This is a genomic window from Mycobacterium sp. NGS18 (genome assembly GCF_059813185.1).
Genome location: NZ_JCALEC010000008.1, coordinates 82,485 through 102,598, shown reverse-complemented (window position 1 = coordinate 102,598; position 20,114 = coordinate 82,485). Strand labels below are relative to the sequence as shown.

The following is a 20,114-nucleotide window of genomic DNA, read 5'->3' as shown; positions in this document are numbered from 1 at the left end:
CGGGCGGTTATCCGAACAGGTCGGCGAAGTCGGCCTGGATCGAGCTCAGCGCACTGCTCATCACCATGAACTCGAAGCCGGCCGCCATGGTGACCAGCCCGGTGCTGGCCGCCAGCGGCAGCCCGATCGCGTTGAGCAGGTCACCGGAGGCCAGCTCTTGGGCGAACAGCGTCCCGGCGTAGGCCGGCAGCGTGGTGAACAAGGAGTTGAGGATGTCGGCGGTCGGCAGCAGCGTGCTGTACAAGGTCGCGCTGGCACTGGTGAACGTGTTGACGATGTCGGTCAGGCTGGGCATGACGAACTCCGCGCCGCCCGTGTCGAAATTCCACAAGTCCGCCGCACTGCCCGACGAGAGGTTCTGCAGGTCGTCGGTGAAGTCGGTCCACCCCTGCTGCGCGCCGTTGACCAGGGCGGTGAACACGTCTTGAAGGCTGACGTCCGGAAACACCCCGAACGGGGTGGACACATCGGCCGGCCCCTGGGACCAGCCGTGCTCGATGTCCCCGTAACCGAGGTTGACCAGCACCCGCAGGCTCGGCTGCAGCAGGTCGGCGATCGCGTTGCCGAATCCGCTGCCACGCAACGGCTGCAGCAGCGGCAGGTCCTCGGTGGGGATCATGAAGTAGCGCGTGTTGCCGGCGTAGTCGTCGCTTACCGGCAGCTCGATGGCCGACGCCAGCTGGGCGTCGGTCAGCGTTGGGTAGGTGCCGTGCACGTACATGATGCCCATGAAGGCGTTGAGGTCGGATATGAAGTTCAGCGGGTACTTGGGGAAGTCGGCGAAGCCGTCGTACTCCTGGGTGTAAAACGCTGTCTCCCACGGGGTGTCGGCCGGGGTGCCGCCGCTGAAGGTGACGCCCAGGCTGGGCAGCGTCAGCTCCGGCAGGTTCGGGTTGATGCTGGTCAGGTCGAAGCGGGACAGCAGGCCGCCATCGGGGGTGCTGGGGCTGCCCAGCATCACGAAGGACAGTTGGTCGGCGCCCGGCCGCTGGTCCTCGGGCACGCTCAGCAGCTGCTTGATCTCCAGCGCGTTGATGACACCACTCTGCGAATAACCCAGCACGACAAGGTTATTGCCGGCGGCGGTCTCTTCCATGATCTTCTGGTGCAGGATCTCGACGCCCTGGTCCAGCGAGGTGTCCAGCGGCAGCGACTTCACGCCGGTGAGCGGGTACAGCCCCTCCGGGGTGAACAGCGGATTGGTGACGTCGACCGGGAACAGCGGCTGGCCGGCGAACTTGGGCGTCGCCGGGTCCAGGAACCGCTCGGTGAGGGCCGTCAGGTACTGCGGCGGCGGGACCGGCAGACCACTTCCGCCCATGATCCAGGACTCGGTGTCCAGCAAGGTTGCTTGGGCCACCACGGTTTTCGCGCTCGCGGCCGGCCCGGGCGCCACCGCGGGCGCTATCCCGAGTGCGAGCATGCCGGCGACGGCCAGCGGCACGGCGCCCAGCGTGCGCAGGTCAGGATGGGACAGCGTGGTCATGGCGAACCTCCCCAGGAAGACGACGGGATGATTATCACTCGGTAACAGCGAAATGTCATCCAGTTTTAGCTGTTCGATCATCTTTTTCTTAGTTTCATGCCATCGGTGCCCGATCGGCGTGCTTCGGGGCCCAAGCCGGTGCCCTCGCCATAATCTGGTGAACATGGGTGAAGCCGGCGGGGACTTCGGCGGCTACCTGATCGACCGGGAGGTCGGGCGCGGGGGGCACGCCACCGTGTATCGGGCTCATCATCCCGAGGACGACCCGGGCACGCCGGTGGCGCTGAAGATCCTCGACGAATTGCACCGCACCCCCGTGGAGCAGGCCCGGCTGGATCGCGAGTTCGAGTTCGCGCGCGTGCTGGACCACCCGAACGTCGTCAGGGTCTACCGCCACGGGCCGTGCTGGCTGGCGATGCAGTTCGTCGACGGCGGCAAGTCGACGGGCCTGCAGACGTTGCCGGATCAACTGGCCGCGCTGGCCCAGATCGCCGACGCCCTCGACTACGCCCACCACCGCGGCATCGTGCACTGCGACGTCAAACCCGCCAATATCCTGGTTCCCGCGGACTTCCCGGGTAGCGGGGCGGTGCTGACGGATTTCGGCTCGGCCCACGCCGTCGTCGAGGACGTCTGGTCACGGCCCCGCAGACCGGGCAGTCCCGAGGTCTCACTGCCCTACACCGCGCCAGAGATCCTGTGCGGCAAAGCCCCCTCGGCCGCCACCGACGAATATGCGTTGGCCTGCACCGCGGTCGAGTTACTCACCGGAGCGCCACCCTTCCCCGCCGACAACGCGCCCGAACTGGTGGATGCGCACCTACGGCGGCTGCCGCCGCCGGTCTCGGCGGCGTTCGGTCCGGCCGGCCGGGCCCTCGACGTGGTGGTGGAGCGGGCGATGGCGAAACTGCCAGCGCGGCGCTATGACTCCTGCACCGAGTTCGTCGGTCAGCTGTCCCGGGTGCTCGCTGAACCGCCGGGTTGATGCGGCGGTCCCAGCTTCGCCTCTCCTCCGTCGAGCCTCGCTGAACCGTCGGAAACCTGAAGCAGACGCACGAAATCGGCGATCGACAGGGTCTCACCGCGCCGCGCCGGGTCGATCCCGGCCGCCTCCAGGCGCTGGGCGGACTGCGCGCCCGATCCCGCCCACTCGGCCAACGCGTTGCGAATGGTCTTGCGGCGCTGGGCGAATGCGACATCGATCAACGTGAAGACCTGCCGGCGGAACGCGTCGTCGACCGGCCACGGCGCGGCGTCATACCGGTCGATGCGCACCAGTCCGGAGTTCACCCGCGGCACCGGCCAGAACACGCTCGGCGGCACCGTGCCGCACCGGCGCACCTCTCCGAAGAACCGCGCCTTGGCGCTGGGCACCCCGTAGTCCTTGCCGCCCGGCTCGGCGGCCAGCCGCTCGGCCACCTCCAACTGCACCATCACCATCACGGTGCGGATGGAGGCGAACTCGGCCAGCAGGTGCAACAGCGCCGGGACGGCGACGTTATAGGGCAGGTTCGCCACCACCGCGGTCGGTGCGGTGGCCAACTCGTCGCGGCGCAAGGTCAACACGTCGCGGCCCAGCACCGCCAGGCGGTCAGCGTCTGTGGGTGCGTGCTCGGCGACGGTTGCCGGCAGCCGCTGTGCCAGCACCGGATCCTTCTCGACGGCGATGACCGAGGGACCGCGCTCGAGCAGGGCCAGGGTCAGCGATCCGAGTCCGGGCCCGACTTCCAGAACGTGGTCGGCCGGGGTGATACCGGCACCGGCGACGATCCGGCGCACGGTGTTGGCGTCGTGAACGAAGTTCTGGCCCAGCGCTTTACGGGGCCGCAGGTCGAGTTCTGACGCCAGGGCTCTGATGTCGCCGGCCCCGAGCAGCCCGATGGTCAGCGTCTCCCGCTGCACACCGGCCATGCGCCCCAGCCCTGCCGCGCCTGGGTGACCTCGGCGATCGCGATCTGCTCCTCGCGGGTGGCCATGTCGGCGCGCGGGGCATACTTCAGCCCGCCGTTGGCGATCCAGGTGCCGTAGTCGAACTGCACCCCGCCGTAGAAGCCGTTGCCGGTGTTGATCGCCCAGTTGCCGTGCGACTCACAGCTGGCGATGCGGTCCCACGCCGCGCCGTACACCGACTCCGGCACCTCGGTGCCCGGCTTGGCGCCGACGCGCAGCACCGAGTCGCGGGCCGGAGCCACCACGGCGTTGGACACCGGCAGCCGGCCGGTCTCGGCGCCGTTGACGGTGGCCACCGAGTAGGTCACGTCCTGGGTACCCGGGGTGCCGGGGTCCTCCACGACCTGACGGCTGATGTTCATCTCCGGGTCTTCGACGCGCCGCGCCGTCGGCGGCAGCGGCACCCGCTCGGTGACGTGGGTGACGCGGATGCGGGTCACCTGAATCTCCATGCCCTCGGTGACCGGGGTCGAGGCCGCGGGGCTGACCTTGTCGGCCTGTTCCAGCGGGGTGCCGTCGGCGGCCAGCAGTTCGCTGACGTTGCGCGCGGCCAGGCGCACCGTGCGCACCACACCGCCGTCGTCGATCCGGACGTTCTTGGCGCTGAGCACCGGCAGCGCCATGCCCGCCAGCGGCACGCGGCTGCCGCGCGAGGCCGCGGCCGGTGCGGTGTCGGTCATCGACAGTTGCGCCAGCGCCTCGTCGACGGACAACGCCGTCGTCCAGACCTGCTGGGGCTCGCGGCCGTCCAGGGATAGCTGCAGCGGCCGGCTGCGCCGCACCACGATGGTGTCGGCGTTCTGCACCCGGGCGTCGCGCGCCGGGGTCACGTCGTCACGCTCGCCCAGGTCGAACCCGTTCTCGGCGACGACGTCGATCACCCGCGACCGCATCGTGGTCACGGTCACCGGGGTGCCGTCGACGTCCAGCATGACGGTCTTGGTACTGGCGACTGCGAAGCCGCCGGCGAAGGTCAGCACCAGCAAGAGCGCGCCGACCAGCATCCGCAGCATCGGCGAGGGCGCCTGATGCAGCCTGGTCAAAGTGTTCAAGGAACAAAAACCTCACGACGCTGAAGACATGGCAAAGGGGCCCTTGCGGTGCCCCGATTTATAACGAGACGGTAACGAACCCACCTGCGTCGGAGCAACCGAATGTGACCTGCACGACGTTTCAGCGCAAGTCGTACACCCGACGGGCGTTGCGGTTCGTAGCCTGCGCCAGTTCAGCTGCCGACACTCCCAGCAGCTCAGCCAGCGCCCGGACAGTGTATGGCAGACAGTAGGGCTCATTGGGCGCGCCACGGTAGGGGTGCGGGGTCAAAAACGGCGCATCGGTCTCCACCAGCAGCTGCTCTGCCGGGATCGACGGCACCGCTTCGCGCAGGTCACGGGCGTTTTTAAAGCTGACCGTGCCGGACAGGCTCAGCATCCAGCCGGCCTGGACGCAAGTGTGAGCCATCTCCGGACCGGACGAGAAACAGTGGAAGATCACCGTCTCGGGTGCGCCCTCGGCGCGCAAGACGTCCAGCACCGCGGCGTCGGCGTCGCGATTGTGGATCATCAGCGGTTTGCCGGTGCGTTTGGCCAGGTCGATGTGCCAGGCGAAGGCCTCTTTCTGCGTCGCGGGATCGGCGCAGCCCTGCAGGCGGCCGGGCCAGTACAGGTCCATGCCGGTCTCGCCGATCGCCACCACCCGCGGGTGGGCGGCCAGCGCCTCGATCTCGACGCGAGCGGCGTCGGTGAGCGTGTTGGCACGGGTGGGGTGCAGCGCCACGGCGGCGTAGACCCGCTCGTCGGCGTCGGCGGCCCGGGTCGCCCAGCGCGCCGAGTCCAGGTCGTCGGCGACGGTCACCGCCGCCTGCACGCCGGCCGCGGCGGCGCGGTCCATGATCGCGCGCAGGCCGGCGTCATCGTCGGCGCCGCACGCATCCAGGTGGGTATGCGCGTCGACCAGCGGACTCAGCGGCTCCGGCGCGGGCGGCGCTTGGCGTTCGGCTGACCGTTTGGAGCTCACCAGCACACCATAAGGTGGGGCGTGATGAAGCCCTTCTACGTCACCACCGCGATCACCTACCCCAACGGTGACCCGCACATCGGCCACGCCTACGAGTACATCGCCACCGACGCGATCGCCCGGTTCCACCGGCTCGACGGCTTCGACGTGCGGTATCTGACCGGAACCGACGAGCACGGGCTGAAGATGGCCGAGACCGCCGAGGCCGAAGGGATCCCGACGGCGGAGCTGGCACGGCGCAACTCCGACGTGTTTCAGCGCCTGCAGCGCAAGCTCAACATCTCCTTCGACCGGTTCATCCGCACCACCGACCCCGATCACCTGGAGGCGTCCAAGGCGATCTGGCAGCGCATGGTCGATGCCGGCGACATCTATTTGGACACCTACAGCGGCTGGTACTCGGTGCGCGACGAGCGGTTCTTCACCGAGGGCGAGACCCGGGAGGCTGACGACGGCGTGCGGGTGGCGGCCGAGACCGGGGCGCCGCTGACCTGGACCGAGGAGCAGACCTACTTCTTCCGGCTGTCGGCCTACACCGAGCGGCTGCTGGCCCACTACGAGGCCAACCCGGGGTTCATCGCTCCGGAGGTGCGCCGCAACGAGGTGGTCAGCTTCGTCTCCGGCGGGCTGCGCGACCTGTCGATCTCGCGGACCTCGTTCGACTGGGGTGTGCCAGTGCCCGGCCACCCCGATCACGTGATGTACGTCTGGGTGGACGCCCTGACCAACTATCTGACCGGGGTCGGCTACCCCGACACCGACTCCGAGTCCTTCCGCCGATACTGGCCGGCCGATCTGCACATGATCGGCAAGGACATCATCCGGTTCCACACCGTGTACTGGCCGGCGTTTCTGATGTCGGCCGGGATCGAGCTGCCGCGCAAGGTTTTCGCGCACGGTTTCCTGCTCAACAGCGGCGAGAAGATGAGCAAGTCGGTGGGCAACGTGATCGACCCGGTCGAGTTCGTGGACCGGTTCGGCGTCGATCAGGTGCGGTATTTCCTGCTGCGGGAGATCCCGTTCGGCCAGGACGGCAGCATCTCCGAGGACGCGATGACCAGCCGGGTCAACGCGGACCTGGCCAACGAGCTGGGCAACCTGGCGCAGCGGTCGCTGTCAATGGTGGCCAAGAACCTCGGCGGGGTGGTGCCCTCGCCGGTGGCGCCAACCGCCGAGGACAACGAGCTGCTGACGCTGGCCGACGGACTACTGGAGAAAGTGCGGGCGGCCTTCGGCGCCCAGGCCATGCACCTGGGGCTGGAAGCGATCTGGCTGATGCTGGGCGCGGCCAACCGGTATTTCTCCGCCAACGAGCCGTGGAAGCTGGCCAAGAGCGAGGCGGCGGCCGATCAGGCCCGTTTCGGCACCGTTTTGTACACCACGCTCGAGGTGGTGCGCATCGCGGCGCTGCTGGTGCAGCCGGTGATGCCCGAATCGGCGGGCAAGCTGCTGGACCTGCTGGGCCAGCCGGGCGAGCAGCGGATGTTCACCGCGGTCACCGAGCGGCTGACGCCGGGCCTGACGCTGCCGGCGCCGTCCGGGGTGTTCCCGCGCTACCAGAATTGAGCGCGAGCAGACGCCAAAGCCCCCTTGTCAGGCCTGAATTGGGGGCCTATACGTCTGCTCGCCAGTGAAACAGCTCACAGTGCGTCACAACTGGAACGGCTGCGGTGTCTTGAGGGCATAACCCTTCACAGACAGGAGCACCTCATGACCCCCACCCGCGTCGTCGTCATCGGCGGAGGCTACGCCGGCACCATGGCTGCCAACCGCCTGCTGGCCCAACCCGACATCGACGTCACCCTGGTCAATTCCCGCCCGGCGTTCGTCGAGCGGATCCGGTTGCACCAGCACGTGGCCGGCACCTACCGGGCCGACCGGCAATACAGCGACCTGCTCGGCGACGGTGTCCGGCTGATGGTTGACACCGCCGACCGGATCGACGCCGCCGACCGTCGCATCCGGCTGGCGTCGGGCACCGCACTGCGCTACGACTACCTCATCTACGCGGTGGGCAGCACCGGTGCAATCAGCTCCGCAGTGCCCGGCGCGGCCGAATACGGCTATGCCATCAGCGAATTCGAGTCCGCCCACCGACTGCTGACGCGCCTCGACGAACTGCCGCCGGACGCCCCGGTGACCGTGGTCGGCGGCGGTCTGACCGGAATCGAGGCGGCCTCCGAGTTCGCCGGGCAGGGCCGGTCGGTCACCCTGGTCTGCGGCGGAATCCTGGGTCCCTCACTGGGCGCTCCGGGTCGCCGCTCGGTGGCCAAGGCGCTGCGCAGGCTGGGCGTCACGGTCCTGGAAGCCGCCAGCGTCGCCGAGGTGCGCGCCGGCGCCGTGGTGCTGCAGGATGCCGCGGTGCTACCCAGCGCAGTGACGGTGTGGACGGCCGGCTTCGGCGTCCCGGACCTCGCCGCCCGCAGCGGGCTGGCCACCGACGCACTGGGACGGCTGCTCACCGATGAGACGCTGACCAGCATCGACAATCCGTGGATCATGGCGGCCGGGGACGCGGTGGCGCCGGCGGGCCGGCCGCTGCGGATGAGCTGCCAGGCCGCGATTCCGCTAGGCGCCCAGGCCGCCGACACCGTGCTGGCCCGCATCGCCGGCACCGCGGCGCCCGCCTTGGATCAGGCGTTTACCGGGCAGTGCATCAGCGTCGGGCGTCAAGCGGCCACCATCCAGCTGGCCCGCCGCGACGACACCCCGGTCAAGGCGTACGTCGGCGGCCGGCTGGCCGCGGCGGTCAAGGAGACCATCTGCAAAGCCACCGTGTGGGGGATTCGCCGCGAGGGGGCCAAGCCCGGCTCGTACCGTTGGCTCAAGGGCGGCACCCAGCCTGCCCAAGCCGAACAGGAGGCGGCGGTGTGATCGACCTGCACACCCAACGGTTCACCGAACTGCGGCCGCTGCTGTTCACCATCGCCTACGAAATCCTCGGATCGGCAACCGAATCCGACGACGTGCTGCAGGACAGCTACCTGCGGTGGGCGGAGGTGGACCTGACGCAGGTCCGCGACGCCAAGTCGTATCTGGCCCAGCTGGTCACCCGCCAGGCGCTCAATGCGCTGCGAGCGGGTGCCCGGCGCCGCGAGGAGTACATCGGCCCGTGGCTGCCCGAGCCGTTGCTGCTGGACGAACACGACCCGGCGGCCGACATGGTGCTCGCCGAATCGGTGTCGATGGCGATGCTGGTGGTGCTGGAGACGCTCAGCCCGGACGAACGCGCGGTGTTCGTGCTGCGCGAGGTGTTCGGGTTCGACTACGACGAGATCGCCGCCGCGGTGGGCAAGTCGCCCACCGCGGCGCGTCAGGTCGCCCATCGGGCCCGCGGCCACGTCCAGGCCCGGCGGCCGCGCTTCACCCCGGTGGACCCGGCCGAGAATGCCCGCATCACCGAGGAGTTCATGACGGCGGCGGCCGGCGGCGACCTCGCGACCGTGCTGTCGCTGCTCTCCCCCGACGTGGTGTGGACCGCCGACAGCGGCGGCAAGGCCAGCGCGGCGCGCCGGCCCATCCTCGGCGCCGACAAGGTCGCCCGCTCGATCATCGGACTGCTGCGCATCGGGGCGCAGCAGCCCGACGTCCGAGCCGAGATGGCAACCTGCAACTCCGCCCCCGCGGTGCTGCTTTACCGCGCGGGCCAGCTCGAAGGCGTGTTCACCGTCGAGATCGTCGACGGCCTGATCACCAACTTCTACGCGATGCGCAACCCGGACAAGCTATCGGCACTTGCCGCCGCCCGGGAGATCACCCGCAGCTGAAACGTCTGACAAGCTAGTGCGATGCGCATCGAGCGGCTCGGCAGCCTGGGCGCGGCACCGGAAGTGCTGCGTGCGGTCGCCGATGCCGCCGCCCGGAACGGGCTGCCGCCGCCGGCCGCGCTGATCGGCGAATGGTTCGACGCCCGGGCGGTGATCGCGCCCAGCGTGGCTGTCGAGCCGGTGCCCGCCGGCGAGGTGTTCGACCTCGGAGGCCGGCACGGTGCCGGCGCACGTTCCGGCACGGTGGGCGGCGGCTGGATCGGCTATCTGTCCTACCCCGATCCCGGCGTCGACGGCCGGCCGCCCCGGATCCCGGAGGCCGCCGGGGGCTGGACCGACTGCGCGCTGCGGCAGGACGCTGACCGGCAGTGGTGGTTCGAGAGTCTGTCCGGTGCGCCGATGCCGGGCTGGCTGACCGAGGCGCTGACGACGCCGGCACCGGCCCGCGGCTGTCGCATCTACTGGGAGACCCCGGACCGGCAGGCGCATCGCGCCGGAGTGCTGGCGTGTCTGGAGGCCATCCGGGCCGGCGAGGTCTATCAGGCCTGCGTGTGCACCCGATTCACCGGAACCGTCACCGGCGCCCCGGTGGACTTCTTCGCCGACGCGGTGGCCCGCACCGCGCCGGCGCGGGCGGCCTACCTCGCCGGCGACTGGGGTGCGGTGGCGTCGCTGTCCCCGGAGTTATTCCTGCGCCGCCGCGGCGCCGTCGTGACCTCCAGCCCGATCAAGGGCACGCTGCCGCTGGAGGCGCGCCCATCGGCGCTGCGGGCCTCGACCAAGGACGTCGCGGAGAACATCATGATCGTGGACCTGGTCCGCAACGACCTGGGGCGGGTGGCGCTCACCGGCACCGTCGGCGTACCCGAGTTGCTGGCGGTACGCCCGGCGCCGGGCGTGTGGCATCTGGTGTCGACGGTGTCGGCGCAGGTTCCGGCGCAGCTGGGCATGCCGGAACTGCTGGATGCGGCGTTCCCCCCGGCCTCGGTCACCGGGACGCCCAAACACCGGGCCCGCCAATTGCTTTCGCATTGGGAGCCGTGTCGGCGCGGGATCTACTGTGGCACAGTCGGTTTGGCGTCGCCGATAGCCGGCTGCGAACTCAATGTGGCGATCCGCACCGTGGAGTTCGACGCCGCCGGTGGCGCGGTGCTCGGGGTCGGCGGCGGGATCACCGCGGACTCCGACGTCGAGGCCGAGTGGCAGGAATGCCTACACAAGGCCGCCTCGATCGTCGCCGCCGATCAGTCCCGGGCGCGCAGCACCGCGTCGTAGAGCTCGCGGCGCGATACCGAACCGGGCGACGCCGAGATCGCCTGCGCGCAAGCATCTTTGACCCGCATACCCTCGGCTTTCAGCCGGTTGACCTCGGTCACCAACGTGGCCAGGTCAGCGCGCGGGGTCGCCCCGGCCAGCACCACGGTGATCTCCCCCAGCACCCCGCCGGCCGCCCACTCGGCCAGCTCGGCCAGCGTCCCGCGGCGCACCTCCTCGTGGGTCTTGGTCAGCTCCCGGCACACCACCGCCCGCCGCTGGCCGCCGAGCTCGTCGACCGCGTCACGCAGGCAGTCGGCCAGGCGCCGCGGCGATTCGAAGAACACACACGTGCGCCGTTCGTCGGCCAGCGTCGCCAGCCACCCCCGCCGGGCTGCGGCCTTGCGCGGCGCAAAACCCTCGAAGCAGAACCGCTCCGAGGCAAGCCCCGAGACCGCCAGCGCGGTGGTGACCGCCGACGGGCCGGGCAGGCAGCTCACCGGCAGGCCCGCCTCCACGCAGCCGACCACCAGGCGGTACCCCGGGTCGCTGATCAGCGGCATCCCCGCGTCGCTGACCACCAGCACGGTGGCGCCGGCCTCGATGTCGGCCAGCAGCGCGGGCACCCGGGCCGCTTCGTTGGCGTCGAACAGGCTGACCACCTTCCCGGCGATCTGCACCTCGAGCGCCTTGGCCAGCGTCCGCACCCGCCGGGTGTCCTCGGCGGCCACCACGTCGGCGGTGCTCAGGGCCGCGATGAGCCGGGGCGACGCGTCGGCGGGCTGGCCAAGTGGGGTGGCACCCAGCAGCAATCGACCGTCGGCCATGGCGCACAGCCTACGATCGTGGGGATGAGCGCTCCGACCGCTACCAGCTCCGCGGCCGTGCCGGAGCGCACCGCTCCCGTGATCAGCCCGGGATTGCTGGTGCCAGTGGCCGATTTCGGGCCGACCGACCGCGCCCGCGGCTGGGCGGTGACCGCGGCGGTCACCACGCTGGCCGCCGTGACCCGGTTCTCGAACCTGTACATCCCCACCGACGCCGGCACGCCGATCTTCGACGAGAAGCACTACGCGCCGCAGGCCTGGCAGATGCTGCACAACCACGGCGTGGAGGACAACCCCGGCTACGGCCTGGTGGTGCACCCGCCGGTCGGCAAGCAGCTGATCGCGATCGGTGAGGCGCTGTTCGGCTACAACGGGCTGGGCTGGCGCTTCACCAGTGCGCTGCTGGGGGTGCTGGCGATCGCGCTGCTGGTGCGGATCGTGCGCCGGATGACCCGCTCGACGCTGGCCGGCGGGGTGGCCGGGCTGCTGCTGGTCGGCGACGGCGTCAGCTTCGTCGCCGCCCGCACCGCGCTGCTGGACGGCTTTTTGACCTTCTTCGTGGTGGCGGCGTTCGGGGCGCTGATCGTCGACCGCGATCAGGTGCGCACGCGGATGCACACCGTGTTGACCGACGGCAGGTGCGCCGCCACGCCCTGGGGGCCCCGGCTGGGGGTGCGCTGGTGGCGCTTCGGCGCCGGGGTGCTGCTCGGATTGGCGTGCGCCACGAAGTGGTCCGGGCTGTATTTCGTGGTGTTCTTCGCGGCGATGTCGCTGGCGTTCGACGTCGCCGCTCGCCGGCAGTACCGGGTGCGCCGGCCGTGGCTGGGAACGTTGCGCCGTGACGTGGTGCCCACTGCCTACGCCATGGCACTGATTCCGTTCGGGGTGTATCTGGCCTCGTATGCGGCGTGGTTCGCCTCGGAGACCGGGGTGGATCGCCACGAGGAAGGCCAGTCGATCGGGTTCGAGAGCCGGTTCCCGGTGCCCGACGCGCTGCGCTCGCTGTGGCACTACACCTACCAGGCGTATCACTTCCACGCCGGCCTGACCAACGCCGCCGGCAACCACCACCCGTGGGAATCCAAGCCGTGGGCCTGGCCGATGTCGCTGCGCCCGGTGCTCTATGCGATCGATCAGCACGACGTGCCCGGCTGCGGGGCCCAGTCCTGCGTCAAGGCGGTGCTGCTGGTGGGCACGCCGGCGATGTGGTGGCTGGCCGTGCCGGTGCTGGGCTACGCGGCGTGGCGCACGCTGGTGCGCCATGACTGGCGCTATGCGGCGGCGCTGGTGGGCTACTGCGCCGGCTGGCTGCCGTGGTTCGCCGGCATCGACCGGCAGATGTACTTCTTCTACGCGGTGCCGATGGCACCGTTCCTGGCGATACTGCTTGCGTTGATCTGCATCGACGTCGTCAACGACGGACATGGCCGTAGCGAGGAGCGCCAGACGCTCGGGCTGCTCGCGGTCTGCTGTTACGTCGCTGTGGTGCTGACGAACTTCGCCTGGCTGTACCCGATTCTGACCGGGGTACCGATCTCGCCGGCCACCTGGAACATGGAGATCTGGCTGCCCAGCTGGTCGTAGCCAATCGAACGGGTGTGCGATAGGCTGGTTGCCGTGGCGATACCGGTACAGGAGTCGCTGTTCGACCTGAGCGAACGCCGACAGCTGGGTGACGGCGCCTGGCTCGACGTGCGTCCGGGCTGGCTCTCCGATGAAAGCGAACTGGTCGGCGAACTGCAGTCCGCGATCCCCTGGCGCGCGGAGCGCCGCCGGATGTACGACCGGGTGCTCGACGTTCCCCGGTTGGTCAGCTTCCACGACCTGACCGCCGACGAGGCACCGCATCCGGTGATCGCCCGGCTGCGCCGGCGGCTCAATGACATCTACGCCGGCGAACTCGGTGAGCCGTTCACAACGGTGGGGCTGTGCCTGTACCGCGACGGCGCCGACAGCGTGGCCTGGCACGGCGACACGCTCGGCCGCGGCGCCCGCCACGACACCATGGTCGCGATCGTCAGCGTCGGCGCCACCCGCACGTTTGCGCTGCGCCCACGCGGCGGCGGTACCGCGCTGCGGTTGGCACAGCGCCACGGCGACCTGTTGGTGATGGGCGGCTCGTGCCAACGGACGTGGGAGCATGCCATCCCGAAGACGGCCACTCCGATCGGCCCGCGGATCAGCATCCAGTTCCGGCCGCGCGGCGTGCGCTAGCCCCGCACCGCGTTCACCGCGGCCACCAGCAGATCGCGAGCCCGCTGAGTGTCCACGGGGGTGACGGGCTTATCCGGCGCCACCAGCGGGTTCGCGGTGACGAGCACCTGATACGGGCCGAAATACGCCGAGTAGTTGTAGAGCTCCCCGACGCGGGCCTGGCCCCCCGCGACGGCCTCGACCACCCGGTGCACCCCCAGCGTCTGCACGCCGTCGATGCGCGGCGCCTCGACCGTTTCGACCAGCCCGCGCATCCGTTCCCCGGCGAAGCCGATCCGGCGGCAGGACCGTCCCGGCTCGCTGACCACGACCGGCTCGGAGGTCTCCAGGGCGATGGTGATGAAGCGGTTGCCGTTGCCCTCGGCGGCCACGGCGGCCATGTTGCCCTGCACGCCCTGCGGCAGCTGCTGGCCGACCGCGTACCTCGAACAGTCCGCGGGTTCGAACGTCAGACCCGGCGGCAATGTGTTGCCCGCCAGCAGCTTTGGGTCCAGCCCGGTGGGCGCGATGTTTTTGACCTGGAACTCCGGGCCGAAAGAGGACTTGATTTCGGCGACCTTGCTGATGTCGGCGGTCACCTCAGCGGGCCCGGGGCTGCAGGCGGCGAGCAGGCCGACACAGCAGAGCGCCGGCACCGCGCGAAGGTTCAACATCGCAGCCAATCTACCCAACGCGGACCTGCCTACCCGGTGGCGGTCACCCCACCGCCTGGATCGCTTGGCGGCCAACCTCTTTGATCTGATCAGCAACATCTTTGCGGAACGGCAGCTGGTCCGCGCCGGGTACGTCGATCACGGTCGTGACGATGCCCGGTTCGTCGCGCTCCCAGTAGGCGCCCAGGCGGTCCAAGATCGCGCGCATCGGCGCGTTCTCCGACAGCACCCGCGCGGTGAACTTCTCGATCCTTTCCAACCGCGCGATGACCGACACCGCCCCCATCAGGTAGGTGCCGATCCCCCGGCCCTGGAAGCTGTCGCCGACGGTGAACGCGATCTCAGCGGCGGTCGGGTCCTCGGGATCCCGGACGAAGCGCGCGTCGGCGACGACGGAGCCGTCCAGCTCGGTGACCACCCAGACGAAGTGATCGACGTAATCGACCTCGAACAGGTAGTGCAGGAGCGCCGGACTCGGAATGCGGGTGGACATGAACCGGCGGTAGAGCGTCTCGCGGGAGAACTCAACGTGACCGTGGACGGTGCGTGCACTGTCACCGGGCAGCACCGGCCGCAGTAACAGCTGCGTACCGTCGCGGGCCCGGATCGGCACGGCTTGGATGTAGGCGGCCAGCCGTTGGCGCGCGGTGCGCACCAGCCGGTCCATCACGTGCGGGATCTGCACCATCTCGTCGAAGGCCTGCTCATCGCCGATCCAGCCGGTCAGCGGCGTCGAGGTGGTGACCGTCGCGGTTCGGCGGCCTTTGCGCAGCAGCGCGATCTCGCCGACCACCATCCCGGCCGACACGTCGTTGACGACCACCGCGCCGTCGTCTCCAAGGTGTTTGACCAGGGCCGAACCCGAGGAGATCAACAGGAAGGACACCGCTTGCTCGCCCTGCCGCATGAGTTCGGTACCGGCCTCGGCCTGCAGTGGCTGCAAATAGGCGGCCAGCGGCCTCAGGTCGGCGCCGGTACACTCAGCGAAGATCGCCATCGCCGCGAGTTCTGTGGTGGACAGCGCCTCCCCCACCCGGTCTCGCCGCGACATCACCATGGATTGCTCCGCCTTTGTTCGCCAATCAAGGCTAACCGGTGCCTCGGGAGCGGTAATGATTTAACAGCGACGTAACGGAGTGGATTCGGCGTTAGCGATTTAGGCGGCTAGCCTGTGCCCGCTGACAGCGACACGCGAGGAAGAGATCACACAACTATGAGCGAACTGAATCCGAAGCTGCACGACATCTATGACGAGGTCTTGCGCCGCAACCCGGGTGAAGCCGAGTTCCACCAGGCCGTCTTCGAGGTACTCAGCAGCCTCGGACCGGTGGTGGCCAAGCACCCCGACTACGTCGACAGTGCGGTCATCCGTCGGATGTGCGAACCGGAACGTCAGATCATCTTCCGGGTGCCGTGGCTCGACGACGACGGCAACGTGCAGATCAACCGGGGTTTCCGGGTGGAGTTCAACTCGGCCCTGGGCCCGTACAAGGGCGGTCTGCGGTTCCACCCGTCGGTGTACCTCGGGATCGTCAAGTTCCTGGGCTTCGAGCAGATCTTCAAGAACTCCCTGACGGGCCTGCCGATCGGCGGCGGCAAGGGCGGCTCGGACTTCGACCCCAAGGGCCGCTCGGACAACGAGATCATGCGGTTCTGCCAGTCGTTCATGACCGAGCTCTACCGCCACCTCGGCGAGTACACCGACGTCCCGGCCGGTGACATCGGTGTCGGCGGTCGCGAGATCGGCTACCTGTTCGGCCAGTACAAGCGGATCACCAACCGCTACGAGTCCGGAGTGCTGACCGGCAAGGGCCTGACCTGGGGCGGCTCGCAGGTCCGCACCGAGGCGACCGGTTACGGCGCGGTGTTCTTCGCCGACGAGATCCTCAAGACGGCCAAGGACTCCTTCGAGGGCAAGCGGGCCGTGGTCTCGGGTTCGGGCAACGTGGCGATCTACGCGATCGAGAAGATCCACCAGCTGGGCGGCACCGTGGTGGCCTGCTCGGACTCCTCGGGCTACATCGTCGACGAGAAGGGCATCGACCTGGAGTTACTCAAAGAGATTAAGGAGATCAAGCGCGAGCGCATCGAGGCCTACGCCAGCGCCCGCGGCGGCGCGACGCAATTCGTCAACAACGGCTCCATCTGGGACGTGCCCTGCCAGATCGCGCTTCCCTCAGCCACCCAGAACGAGCTGGACGGCAACCATGCCGCCACGCTGACCAAGAACGGCTGCAAAATCGTCGCCGAGGGCGCCAACATGCCGTGCACCCCGGACGCGGTCAAGCTGTTCACCGACGCCGGCGTGACGGTGGCCCCGGGCAAGGCGGCCAACGCCGGCGGAGTGGCCACCAGCGCCCTCGAGATGCAGCAGAACGCCTCGCGCGATTCGTGGAGCTTCGAGTACACCGAGCAGCGTCTGGCGGCGATCATGCAGAGCATCCACCACCGCTGCGTGGTGACCGCCGACGAGTACGGCGCGCCCGGCAACTACGTGGTCGGCGCCAACATCGCCGGCTTCATCCAGGTTGCCGACGCGATGACCGCGCTGGGCCTGATTTAACCCCTGTTGACTCTGCGGCTACTTCGGCGGTGCTCTCGCACTTTTGCCCGGTAGCCGCAGAGTCAACTGCTCTTCGACGTAACATCGCCGGTATGAGTTGGATTCTGCGCTCCGGCGCATCCCTCGGCGTCGCCGCCCTGGCCCTGCTCGGCAGCGCGCCGGCCCACGCCGACGACGCCAGCTACATTGCCGCCCTGGATGCCGACGGGGTCTTCCGATCCGGCCCGCCCAATGCGCGGCTGTCGGCGGGCCACCGGTTCTGCAGCCAGTTGCGCAACGGCGAAAGCCCCGACCAGATCGTCGCGACGTTTCCGCGCCGGCCGTCGTTCGGCGGACCCTCGATGGTCGATGATCTGCAGAGCAACCCGCGCCCGGTGATCGACATCGCCCAGCGCGAGCTGTGCCCTGACACGCTGCGCTGATTCGCGGCTTTACCCGGTCCCTCGCTCTGCCGCGGCGACGAGCTTGCGCGTGAGCGTCCCGATTATCGCTCGCAGGAGCAGCCAATAGGCCGCACCCACTGCACGCCAACGGGTCTCATATCGGCCGCGCCAGGTCACCCGCGTCCTGTCGGCGTCCTCGTCGAACACAACCTCGGCCTGATAATCCCGGAGCGCCCCGTCGGTGAGGATGGTGTAGCCGTGCCGGCGGCCGGGTTCGTGGATGGTGATCATTTCCCGAAACGGCCGTCTACGGGTTCCCACCGCCCGGATTGCGCCCACTCCGCCATCATTATCTGGCCCCAGGGACTCCCATTTCGAGTAGGGGATCAGCGGAGCAGCCCACCGTGACCAATGCGCTCCGTCGGACACGAGGGTGAACAGTGCCTGCGGCGACGCCGAGGTGGTGCTGCGGATGACGTATTCGAATCGGTGGGCCATGACCGACACGGTAACAGAACGTTGTTCTATTATGGGATGGTGTCAGCACCCCTTCCCCTGCCGTTCGCGCGCGCCCGCAACGAGGCACAGCGCCAGGACCGGTTGGCGCAGCTCACCGCCGCCACTCGTGAGCTGCTGACCCGCACCCGGGCCACCGCGCTGACGCTGGGCGACGTCGCGGCGGCGGCCGGTCTGGCGAAGTCGGGCATCCTGCGCTACGCCGGGTCGCGTGAGGCGCTGCTGCTGCGGGTGATGCACGACGAGCACCTGGCCTGGATCGAAGCACTGGCCGGCGAACTGCCGCGCACCAGCCCGGCTACGGCCCTGGCTTGCACCCTTGCCGCTCGCCCCGTCCTGTGCGACCTCATCGCGGCGTCGCCCGCGCTGATCGCCAGGCTCAGCCCCGATGAGATGCGTGTCCTGGTGGCCCAGGCCAGCGACGCACAACGACGCCTCGGTGCGGCGCTGCTGCCGTCGCTGCCCCTCTCGGACGACCAGCTCAGCGCCCTGACCGCGGCGGTGCACGCCTTCACCGGCACCGCGTGGGCGTGGTCGAATCCGGATTCGGTCCAACTGATGGTCACCGACTTCGAATCGACCGTGCTACGACTGCTGGACGTCTTCATCGCCGGGCTACTCGCCACGGGCTGACATGTCGGACCGGACGAATATCGTCCGGGGGATGAAGACTTACATCGCCACGCTCGCTCTCGCTGCAGCATTGACCGCATCGCCTTGCGCCACTGCCGATTCCGGCCCCGACTGGACCGGCGACACCGACTGCGAGACGAACGTCATGGGCGCGACGGGCTTGTGTGCGGGCAATCCTTGCATATAACCTCGAAGGTATATGACGCTCATGTCCTGGGAAGTAATCCTCCTAGAGGAAGTGGACGAGTGGTTCTGCAAGCATCCGCATCTTGTTCATCTTCGATCCGACACGTCACGCTGTGCTGCTACTCGCCGGAGACAAGGCGGGGCGGTGGAGTCGCCAACATTTCGGTGGCTGAAGCACGGTACCAGCGCTGGATGCGCGAGGACGGAGGTGAGCGAGATGGCTCGTAACTGGCGCGAAGTCCGTGCCGAAGCGATCGCCGCGGGGCATATCGATGCTCAACGGATCGTCAACGCACGCAAGGAAACCGAGGATGCGGTGCAGGCTTACCGACTTGCGGAGGTGCGGCGCAAGCTGGGGATGGCTCGCCAGAGCGACATCGCCGAACTGATGGGGGTGTCCCAGGCGCGGGTGTCCAAGTTGGAACGCGGCGACCTGTCGCGTACGGAGCTGGGGACGTTGCAGTCCTATGTGGCCGCGTTGGGCGGGGAGCTTTCCGTGACCCTATCGTTCGGGACCGAACGCATCGAGCTGACCACCTGAGCTTGCCGGCAATATTACTTAATCGACGTCGTGGTCCGAATCGAGCTCGGCATCGAGCACCTCGTCGACCAACGGGATGTCGATGAGCTCGCCCGAATTCACGGCCGGCGCCCACTGGCGGGCGTCCAGGTCGTGCTTCTCGGTGAGGAATCGCAGCCGGTAGGCCTGCTGGGCCCGCTCGAACGTCCGTTGCGCGATCCTGGCGTTGAGTCCGCCGTTGACGACCGCACCGAGCACCGGAACAGCCTGTGCCAGTTTGTGTTTGGCCATCCGAAATCCCAACGCCACTGAGATCTGCTGGATTACGTTGTCCGCTTGCTGCGACTGGAGGTGGCGCCACGACGCCTGCCGCATCATCTGCTGTGTCAATCGCGACAGCGATGCCAGCGCTGCCGCCTTCTCGGCGGGGCTTCCCGCGGCAGAGTAGGCGATCACTCCGGACGCGAAGGCCTGCTCGCCTGGCTCGCGCACGTCGTAACCGTAGTGCGCCGCAACCAATGCCACGATGCGGCCCATCCCGACCATCACGGCGGTGACGTCAGCGACGACCGCCGACGCCGCGACCGTCATGCTCGTCCCGCCGGTGACCGCGCTCGACACCACCGAACCCGTCACCGCCAGCGAGGACGCCGCACCTCCGGCCACCGCGAGCGCGATGTAGCGCTCCTTGCGGCGCGGAACCGAGCGGTCGCAGTGCTGCAGGTCGAGTTGCCGGACCTCGTCGTAGGACGCCACCACGACGCCCTCGTCGGCGAACATCCCAAACACGTTGTCCGGCTTGACCGAATTGAGTCCCCGCTCGACCAGCACGGTGTGCAGGGTCTCCATCGTCTTGCTGGTCAGATCGTCGACCTTGCCGATGACGGCGGTGGCCCCCGGGACTTGTTCGACGGTCGACCGGGCTTGGGCGGCCAACTCCTGGGCGCGTTGCTTGACGCCCCGGCTCAGGCTTTCGAACCGGCCGGATCGCTCAGGCCTGATGGCGGCGTCTAGCAGCGCATCCCAGGCTTTGCGCTCGTAGTCGGACATGCCGGGCTGAACCGTCTGCGCCACGACCCAAATGCTACCGGCGAAAATTCGTTGACGCCCGTCATTGACGACCGTCAGCAAAGCGCGTACGGTGCG

20 protein-coding genes are annotated in these 20,114 nt (G+C 68.8%); 11 read left to right on the top strand and 9 right to left on the bottom strand.

The window, feature by feature from the left end; all coding sequences use genetic code 11:
* Nucleotides 1-7 precede the first annotated feature (7 nt).
* Nucleotides 8-1,486: a PE-PPE domain-containing protein gene (locus AC5Y31_RS16115; RefSeq protein WP_499981528.1), complete on the bottom strand. Its 1,479-nt coding sequence runs from the start codon at nt 1,484-1,486 to the stop codon at nt 8-10.
* A 163-nt stretch (nt 1,487-1,649) separates the two neighbouring features.
* Here AC5Y31_RS16115 and AC5Y31_RS16110 point away from each other — a divergent pair, with 163 nt between their 5' ends.
* On the top strand, nt 1,650-2,471 hold the full coding sequence (locus tag AC5Y31_RS16110; RefSeq protein WP_499981527.1) for a serine/threonine-protein kinase: 822 nt from the start codon (nt 1,650-1,652) through the stop codon (nt 2,469-2,471).
* On the opposite strand, the gene rsmA is transcribed toward AC5Y31_RS16110, so the two are convergent.
* The 3 genes from rsmA to AC5Y31_RS16095 all read right to left on the bottom strand — a co-directional run bounded on the left by rsmA (nt 2,435) and on the right by AC5Y31_RS16095 (nt 5,458).
* Nucleotides 2,435-3,397 (bottom strand): 16S rRNA (adenine(1518)-N(6)/adenine(1519)-N(6))-dimethyltransferase RsmA, encoded by a 963-nt coding sequence (gene rsmA / locus AC5Y31_RS16105; protein ID WP_499981525.1) that lies wholly within the window; start codon nt 3,395-3,397, stop codon nt 2,435-2,437. The genes AC5Y31_RS16110 and rsmA overlap by 37 nt on opposite strands.
* Nucleotides 3,370-4,488 (bottom strand): resuscitation-promoting factor, encoded by a 1,119-nt coding sequence (locus AC5Y31_RS16100; RefSeq protein WP_499981523.1) that lies wholly within the window; start codon nt 4,486-4,488, stop codon nt 3,370-3,372. Before AC5Y31_RS16100 ends, rsmA begins: the two co-directional genes overlap by 28 nt.
* 121 nt (nt 4,489-4,609) lie before the next feature.
* Nucleotides 4,610-5,458, bottom strand: a complete 849-nt coding sequence (locus tag AC5Y31_RS16095) for a TatD family hydrolase (protein ID WP_499981521.1) — start codon at nt 5,456-5,458, stop codon at nt 4,610-4,612.
* 18 nt (nt 5,459-5,476) lie between these two features.
* On the opposite strand from AC5Y31_RS16095, the gene metG reads away from it, so the two are divergent.
* The 4 genes from metG (at nt 5,477) to AC5Y31_RS16075 (ending at nt 10,494) form a co-directional block, all read left to right on the top strand.
* A complete protein-coding gene (metG, locus tag AC5Y31_RS16090; RefSeq protein ID WP_499981519.1) occupies nt 5,477-7,018 on the top strand; it encodes a methionine--tRNA ligase in 1,542 nt (513 codons plus the stop codon).
* A gap of 144 nt (nt 7,019-7,162) precedes the next feature.
* Nucleotides 7,163-8,326 carry an NAD(P)/FAD-dependent oxidoreductase gene (locus tag AC5Y31_RS16085; RefSeq protein WP_499981518.1) on the top strand — a complete coding sequence of 388 codons (1,164 nt, stop codon included), beginning with the start codon at nt 7,163-7,165 and terminating at the stop codon, nt 8,324-8,326.
* The gene (locus tag AC5Y31_RS16080) at nt 8,323-9,219 is read left to right on the top strand and encodes an RNA polymerase sigma-70 factor (RefSeq protein WP_499981516.1); all 897 of its coding nucleotides are present in this window, start codon (nt 8,323-8,325) and stop codon (nt 9,217-9,219) included. Before AC5Y31_RS16085 ends, AC5Y31_RS16080 begins: the two co-directional genes overlap by 4 nt.
* Nucleotides 9,220-9,240: 21 nt before the next feature.
* On the top strand, nt 9,241-10,494 hold the full coding sequence (locus AC5Y31_RS16075) for an aminodeoxychorismate synthase component I (RefSeq protein WP_499981515.1): 1,254 nt from the start codon (nt 9,241-9,243) through the stop codon (nt 10,492-10,494).
* On the opposite strand, the gene rsmI is transcribed toward AC5Y31_RS16075, so the two are convergent.
* Complete coding sequence (gene rsmI / locus AC5Y31_RS16070) at nt 10,464-11,300, bottom strand: 16S rRNA (cytidine(1402)-2'-O)-methyltransferase (protein WP_499981514.1); 837 nt, start codon at nt 11,298-11,300, stop codon at nt 10,464-10,466. The two genes, AC5Y31_RS16075 and rsmI, sit on opposite strands and share 31 nt — an antisense overlap.
* 24 nt (nt 11,301-11,324) lie before the next feature.
* Between rsmI and AC5Y31_RS16065 the strand changes: the two genes are divergently transcribed.
* Both AC5Y31_RS16065 and AC5Y31_RS16060 read left to right on the top strand, forming a co-directional pair.
* Nucleotides 11,325-12,884: a dolichyl-phosphate-mannose--protein mannosyltransferase gene (locus AC5Y31_RS16065; protein WP_499981512.1), complete on the top strand. Its 1,560-nt coding sequence runs from the start codon at nt 11,325-11,327 to the stop codon at nt 12,882-12,884.
* Nucleotides 12,885-12,917: 33 nt separating this feature from the next.
* Nucleotides 12,918-13,514 (top strand): alpha-ketoglutarate-dependent dioxygenase AlkB, encoded by a 597-nt coding sequence (locus AC5Y31_RS16060; RefSeq protein WP_499981511.1) that lies wholly within the window; start codon nt 12,918-12,920, stop codon nt 13,512-13,514.
* On the opposite strand, the gene AC5Y31_RS16055 is transcribed toward AC5Y31_RS16060, so the two are convergent.
* Both AC5Y31_RS16055 and pat read right to left on the bottom strand, forming a co-directional pair.
* Nucleotides 13,511-14,167, bottom strand: coding sequence for a DUF5642 family protein (locus AC5Y31_RS16055; RefSeq protein WP_499981509.1), 657 nt, complete (start codon nt 14,165-14,167; stop codon nt 13,511-13,513). The two genes, AC5Y31_RS16060 and AC5Y31_RS16055, sit on opposite strands and share 4 nt — an antisense overlap.
* A 43-nt stretch (nt 14,168-14,210) precedes the next feature.
* The gene (pat, locus tag AC5Y31_RS16050) at nt 14,211-15,224 is read right to left on the bottom strand and encodes an acetyltransferase Pat (RefSeq protein ID WP_499981508.1); all 1,014 of its coding nucleotides are present in this window, start codon (nt 15,222-15,224) and stop codon (nt 14,211-14,213) included.
* A gap of 156 nt (nt 15,225-15,380) precedes the next feature.
* On the opposite strand from pat, the gene gdhA reads away from it, so the two are divergent.
* Both gdhA and AC5Y31_RS16040 read left to right on the top strand, forming a co-directional pair.
* Nucleotides 15,381-16,730 carry an NADP-specific glutamate dehydrogenase gene (gene gdhA / locus AC5Y31_RS16045; protein ID WP_301631188.1) on the top strand — a complete coding sequence of 450 codons (1,350 nt, stop codon included), beginning with the start codon at nt 15,381-15,383 and terminating at the stop codon, nt 16,728-16,730.
* 92 nt (nt 16,731-16,822) lie between these two features.
* Entirely contained in the window at nt 16,823-17,152 is a 330-nt protein-coding gene (locus AC5Y31_RS16040; protein WP_499981506.1) for a DUF732 domain-containing protein, read from the top strand.
* A 9-nt stretch (nt 17,153-17,161) separates the two neighbouring features.
* Here AC5Y31_RS16040 and AC5Y31_RS16035 read toward each other — a convergent pair whose 3' ends face one another.
* Complete coding sequence (locus tag AC5Y31_RS16035) at nt 17,162-17,611, bottom strand: SRPBCC family protein (protein ID WP_499981505.1); 450 nt, start codon at nt 17,609-17,611, stop codon at nt 17,162-17,164.
* 39 nt (nt 17,612-17,650) lie between these two features.
* On the opposite strand from AC5Y31_RS16035, the gene AC5Y31_RS16030 reads away from it, so the two are divergent.
* Both AC5Y31_RS16030 and AC5Y31_RS16025 read left to right on the top strand, forming a co-directional pair.
* Nucleotides 17,651-18,262 (top strand): TetR/AcrR family transcriptional regulator, encoded by a 612-nt coding sequence (locus AC5Y31_RS16030; RefSeq protein WP_499981503.1) that lies wholly within the window; start codon nt 17,651-17,653, stop codon nt 18,260-18,262.
* A gap of 403 nt (nt 18,263-18,665) precedes the next feature.
* Nucleotides 18,666-18,989, top strand: coding sequence for an XRE family transcriptional regulator (locus AC5Y31_RS16025; RefSeq protein WP_499981502.1), 324 nt, complete (start codon nt 18,666-18,668; stop codon nt 18,987-18,989).
* An 18-nt stretch (nt 18,990-19,007) separates the two neighbouring features.
* Here the strand turns inward: AC5Y31_RS16025 and AC5Y31_RS16020 are convergent, their stop codons facing one another.
* Complete coding sequence (locus tag AC5Y31_RS16020) at nt 19,008-20,042, bottom strand: EcsC family protein (protein WP_499981501.1); 1,035 nt, start codon at nt 20,040-20,042, stop codon at nt 19,008-19,010.
* Between the last annotated feature and the right edge of the window lie 72 nt (nt 20,043-20,114).

Bases quoted from the DNA above. Each gene is read 5' to 3' on its own strand.
- pat (WP_499981508.1), bottom strand. From the start codon at position 15,224: ATGGTGATGTCGCGGCGAGACCGGGTGGGGGAGGCGCTGTCCACCACA.
- AC5Y31_RS16040 (WP_499981506.1), top strand. From the start codon at position 16,823: ATGAGTTGGATTCTGCGCTCCGGCGCATCCCTCGGCGTCGCCGCCCTG.
- rsmA (WP_499981525.1), bottom strand. From the start codon at position 3,397: ATGGCCGGTGTGCAGCGGGAGACGCTGACCATCGGGCTGCTCGGGGCC.
- AC5Y31_RS16065 (WP_499981512.1), top strand. From the start codon at position 11,325: ATGAGCGCTCCGACCGCTACCAGCTCCGCGGCCGTGCCGGAGCGCACC.
- AC5Y31_RS16115 (WP_499981528.1), bottom strand. From the start codon at position 1,486: ATGACCACGCTGTCCCATCCTGACCTGCGCACGCTGGGCGCCGTGCCG.
- AC5Y31_RS16035 (WP_499981505.1), bottom strand. From the start codon at position 17,611: ATGGCCCACCGATTCGAATACGTCATCCGCAGCACCACCTCGGCGTCG.
- AC5Y31_RS16055 (WP_499981509.1), bottom strand. From the start codon at position 14,167: ATGTTGAACCTTCGCGCGGTGCCGGCGCTCTGCTGTGTCGGCCTGCTC.
- rsmI (WP_499981514.1), bottom strand. From the start codon at position 11,300: ATGGCCGACGGTCGATTGCTGCTGGGTGCCACCCCACTTGGCCAGCCC.
- gdhA (WP_301631188.1), top strand. From the start codon at position 15,381: ATGAGCGAACTGAATCCGAAGCTGCACGACATCTATGACGAGGTCTTG.
- AC5Y31_RS16025 (WP_499981502.1), top strand. From the start codon at position 18,666: ATGGCTCGTAACTGGCGCGAAGTCCGTGCCGAAGCGATCGCCGCGGGG.
- AC5Y31_RS16085 (WP_499981518.1), top strand. From the start codon at position 7,163: ATGACCCCCACCCGCGTCGTCGTCATCGGCGGAGGCTACGCCGGCACC.
- metG (WP_499981519.1), top strand. From the start codon at position 5,477: ATGAAGCCCTTCTACGTCACCACCGCGATCACCTACCCCAACGGTGAC.
- AC5Y31_RS16075 (WP_499981515.1), top strand. From the start codon at position 9,241: ATGCGCATCGAGCGGCTCGGCAGCCTGGGCGCGGCACCGGAAGTGCTG.
- AC5Y31_RS16110 (WP_499981527.1), top strand. From the start codon at position 1,650: ATGGGTGAAGCCGGCGGGGACTTCGGCGGCTACCTGATCGACCGGGAG.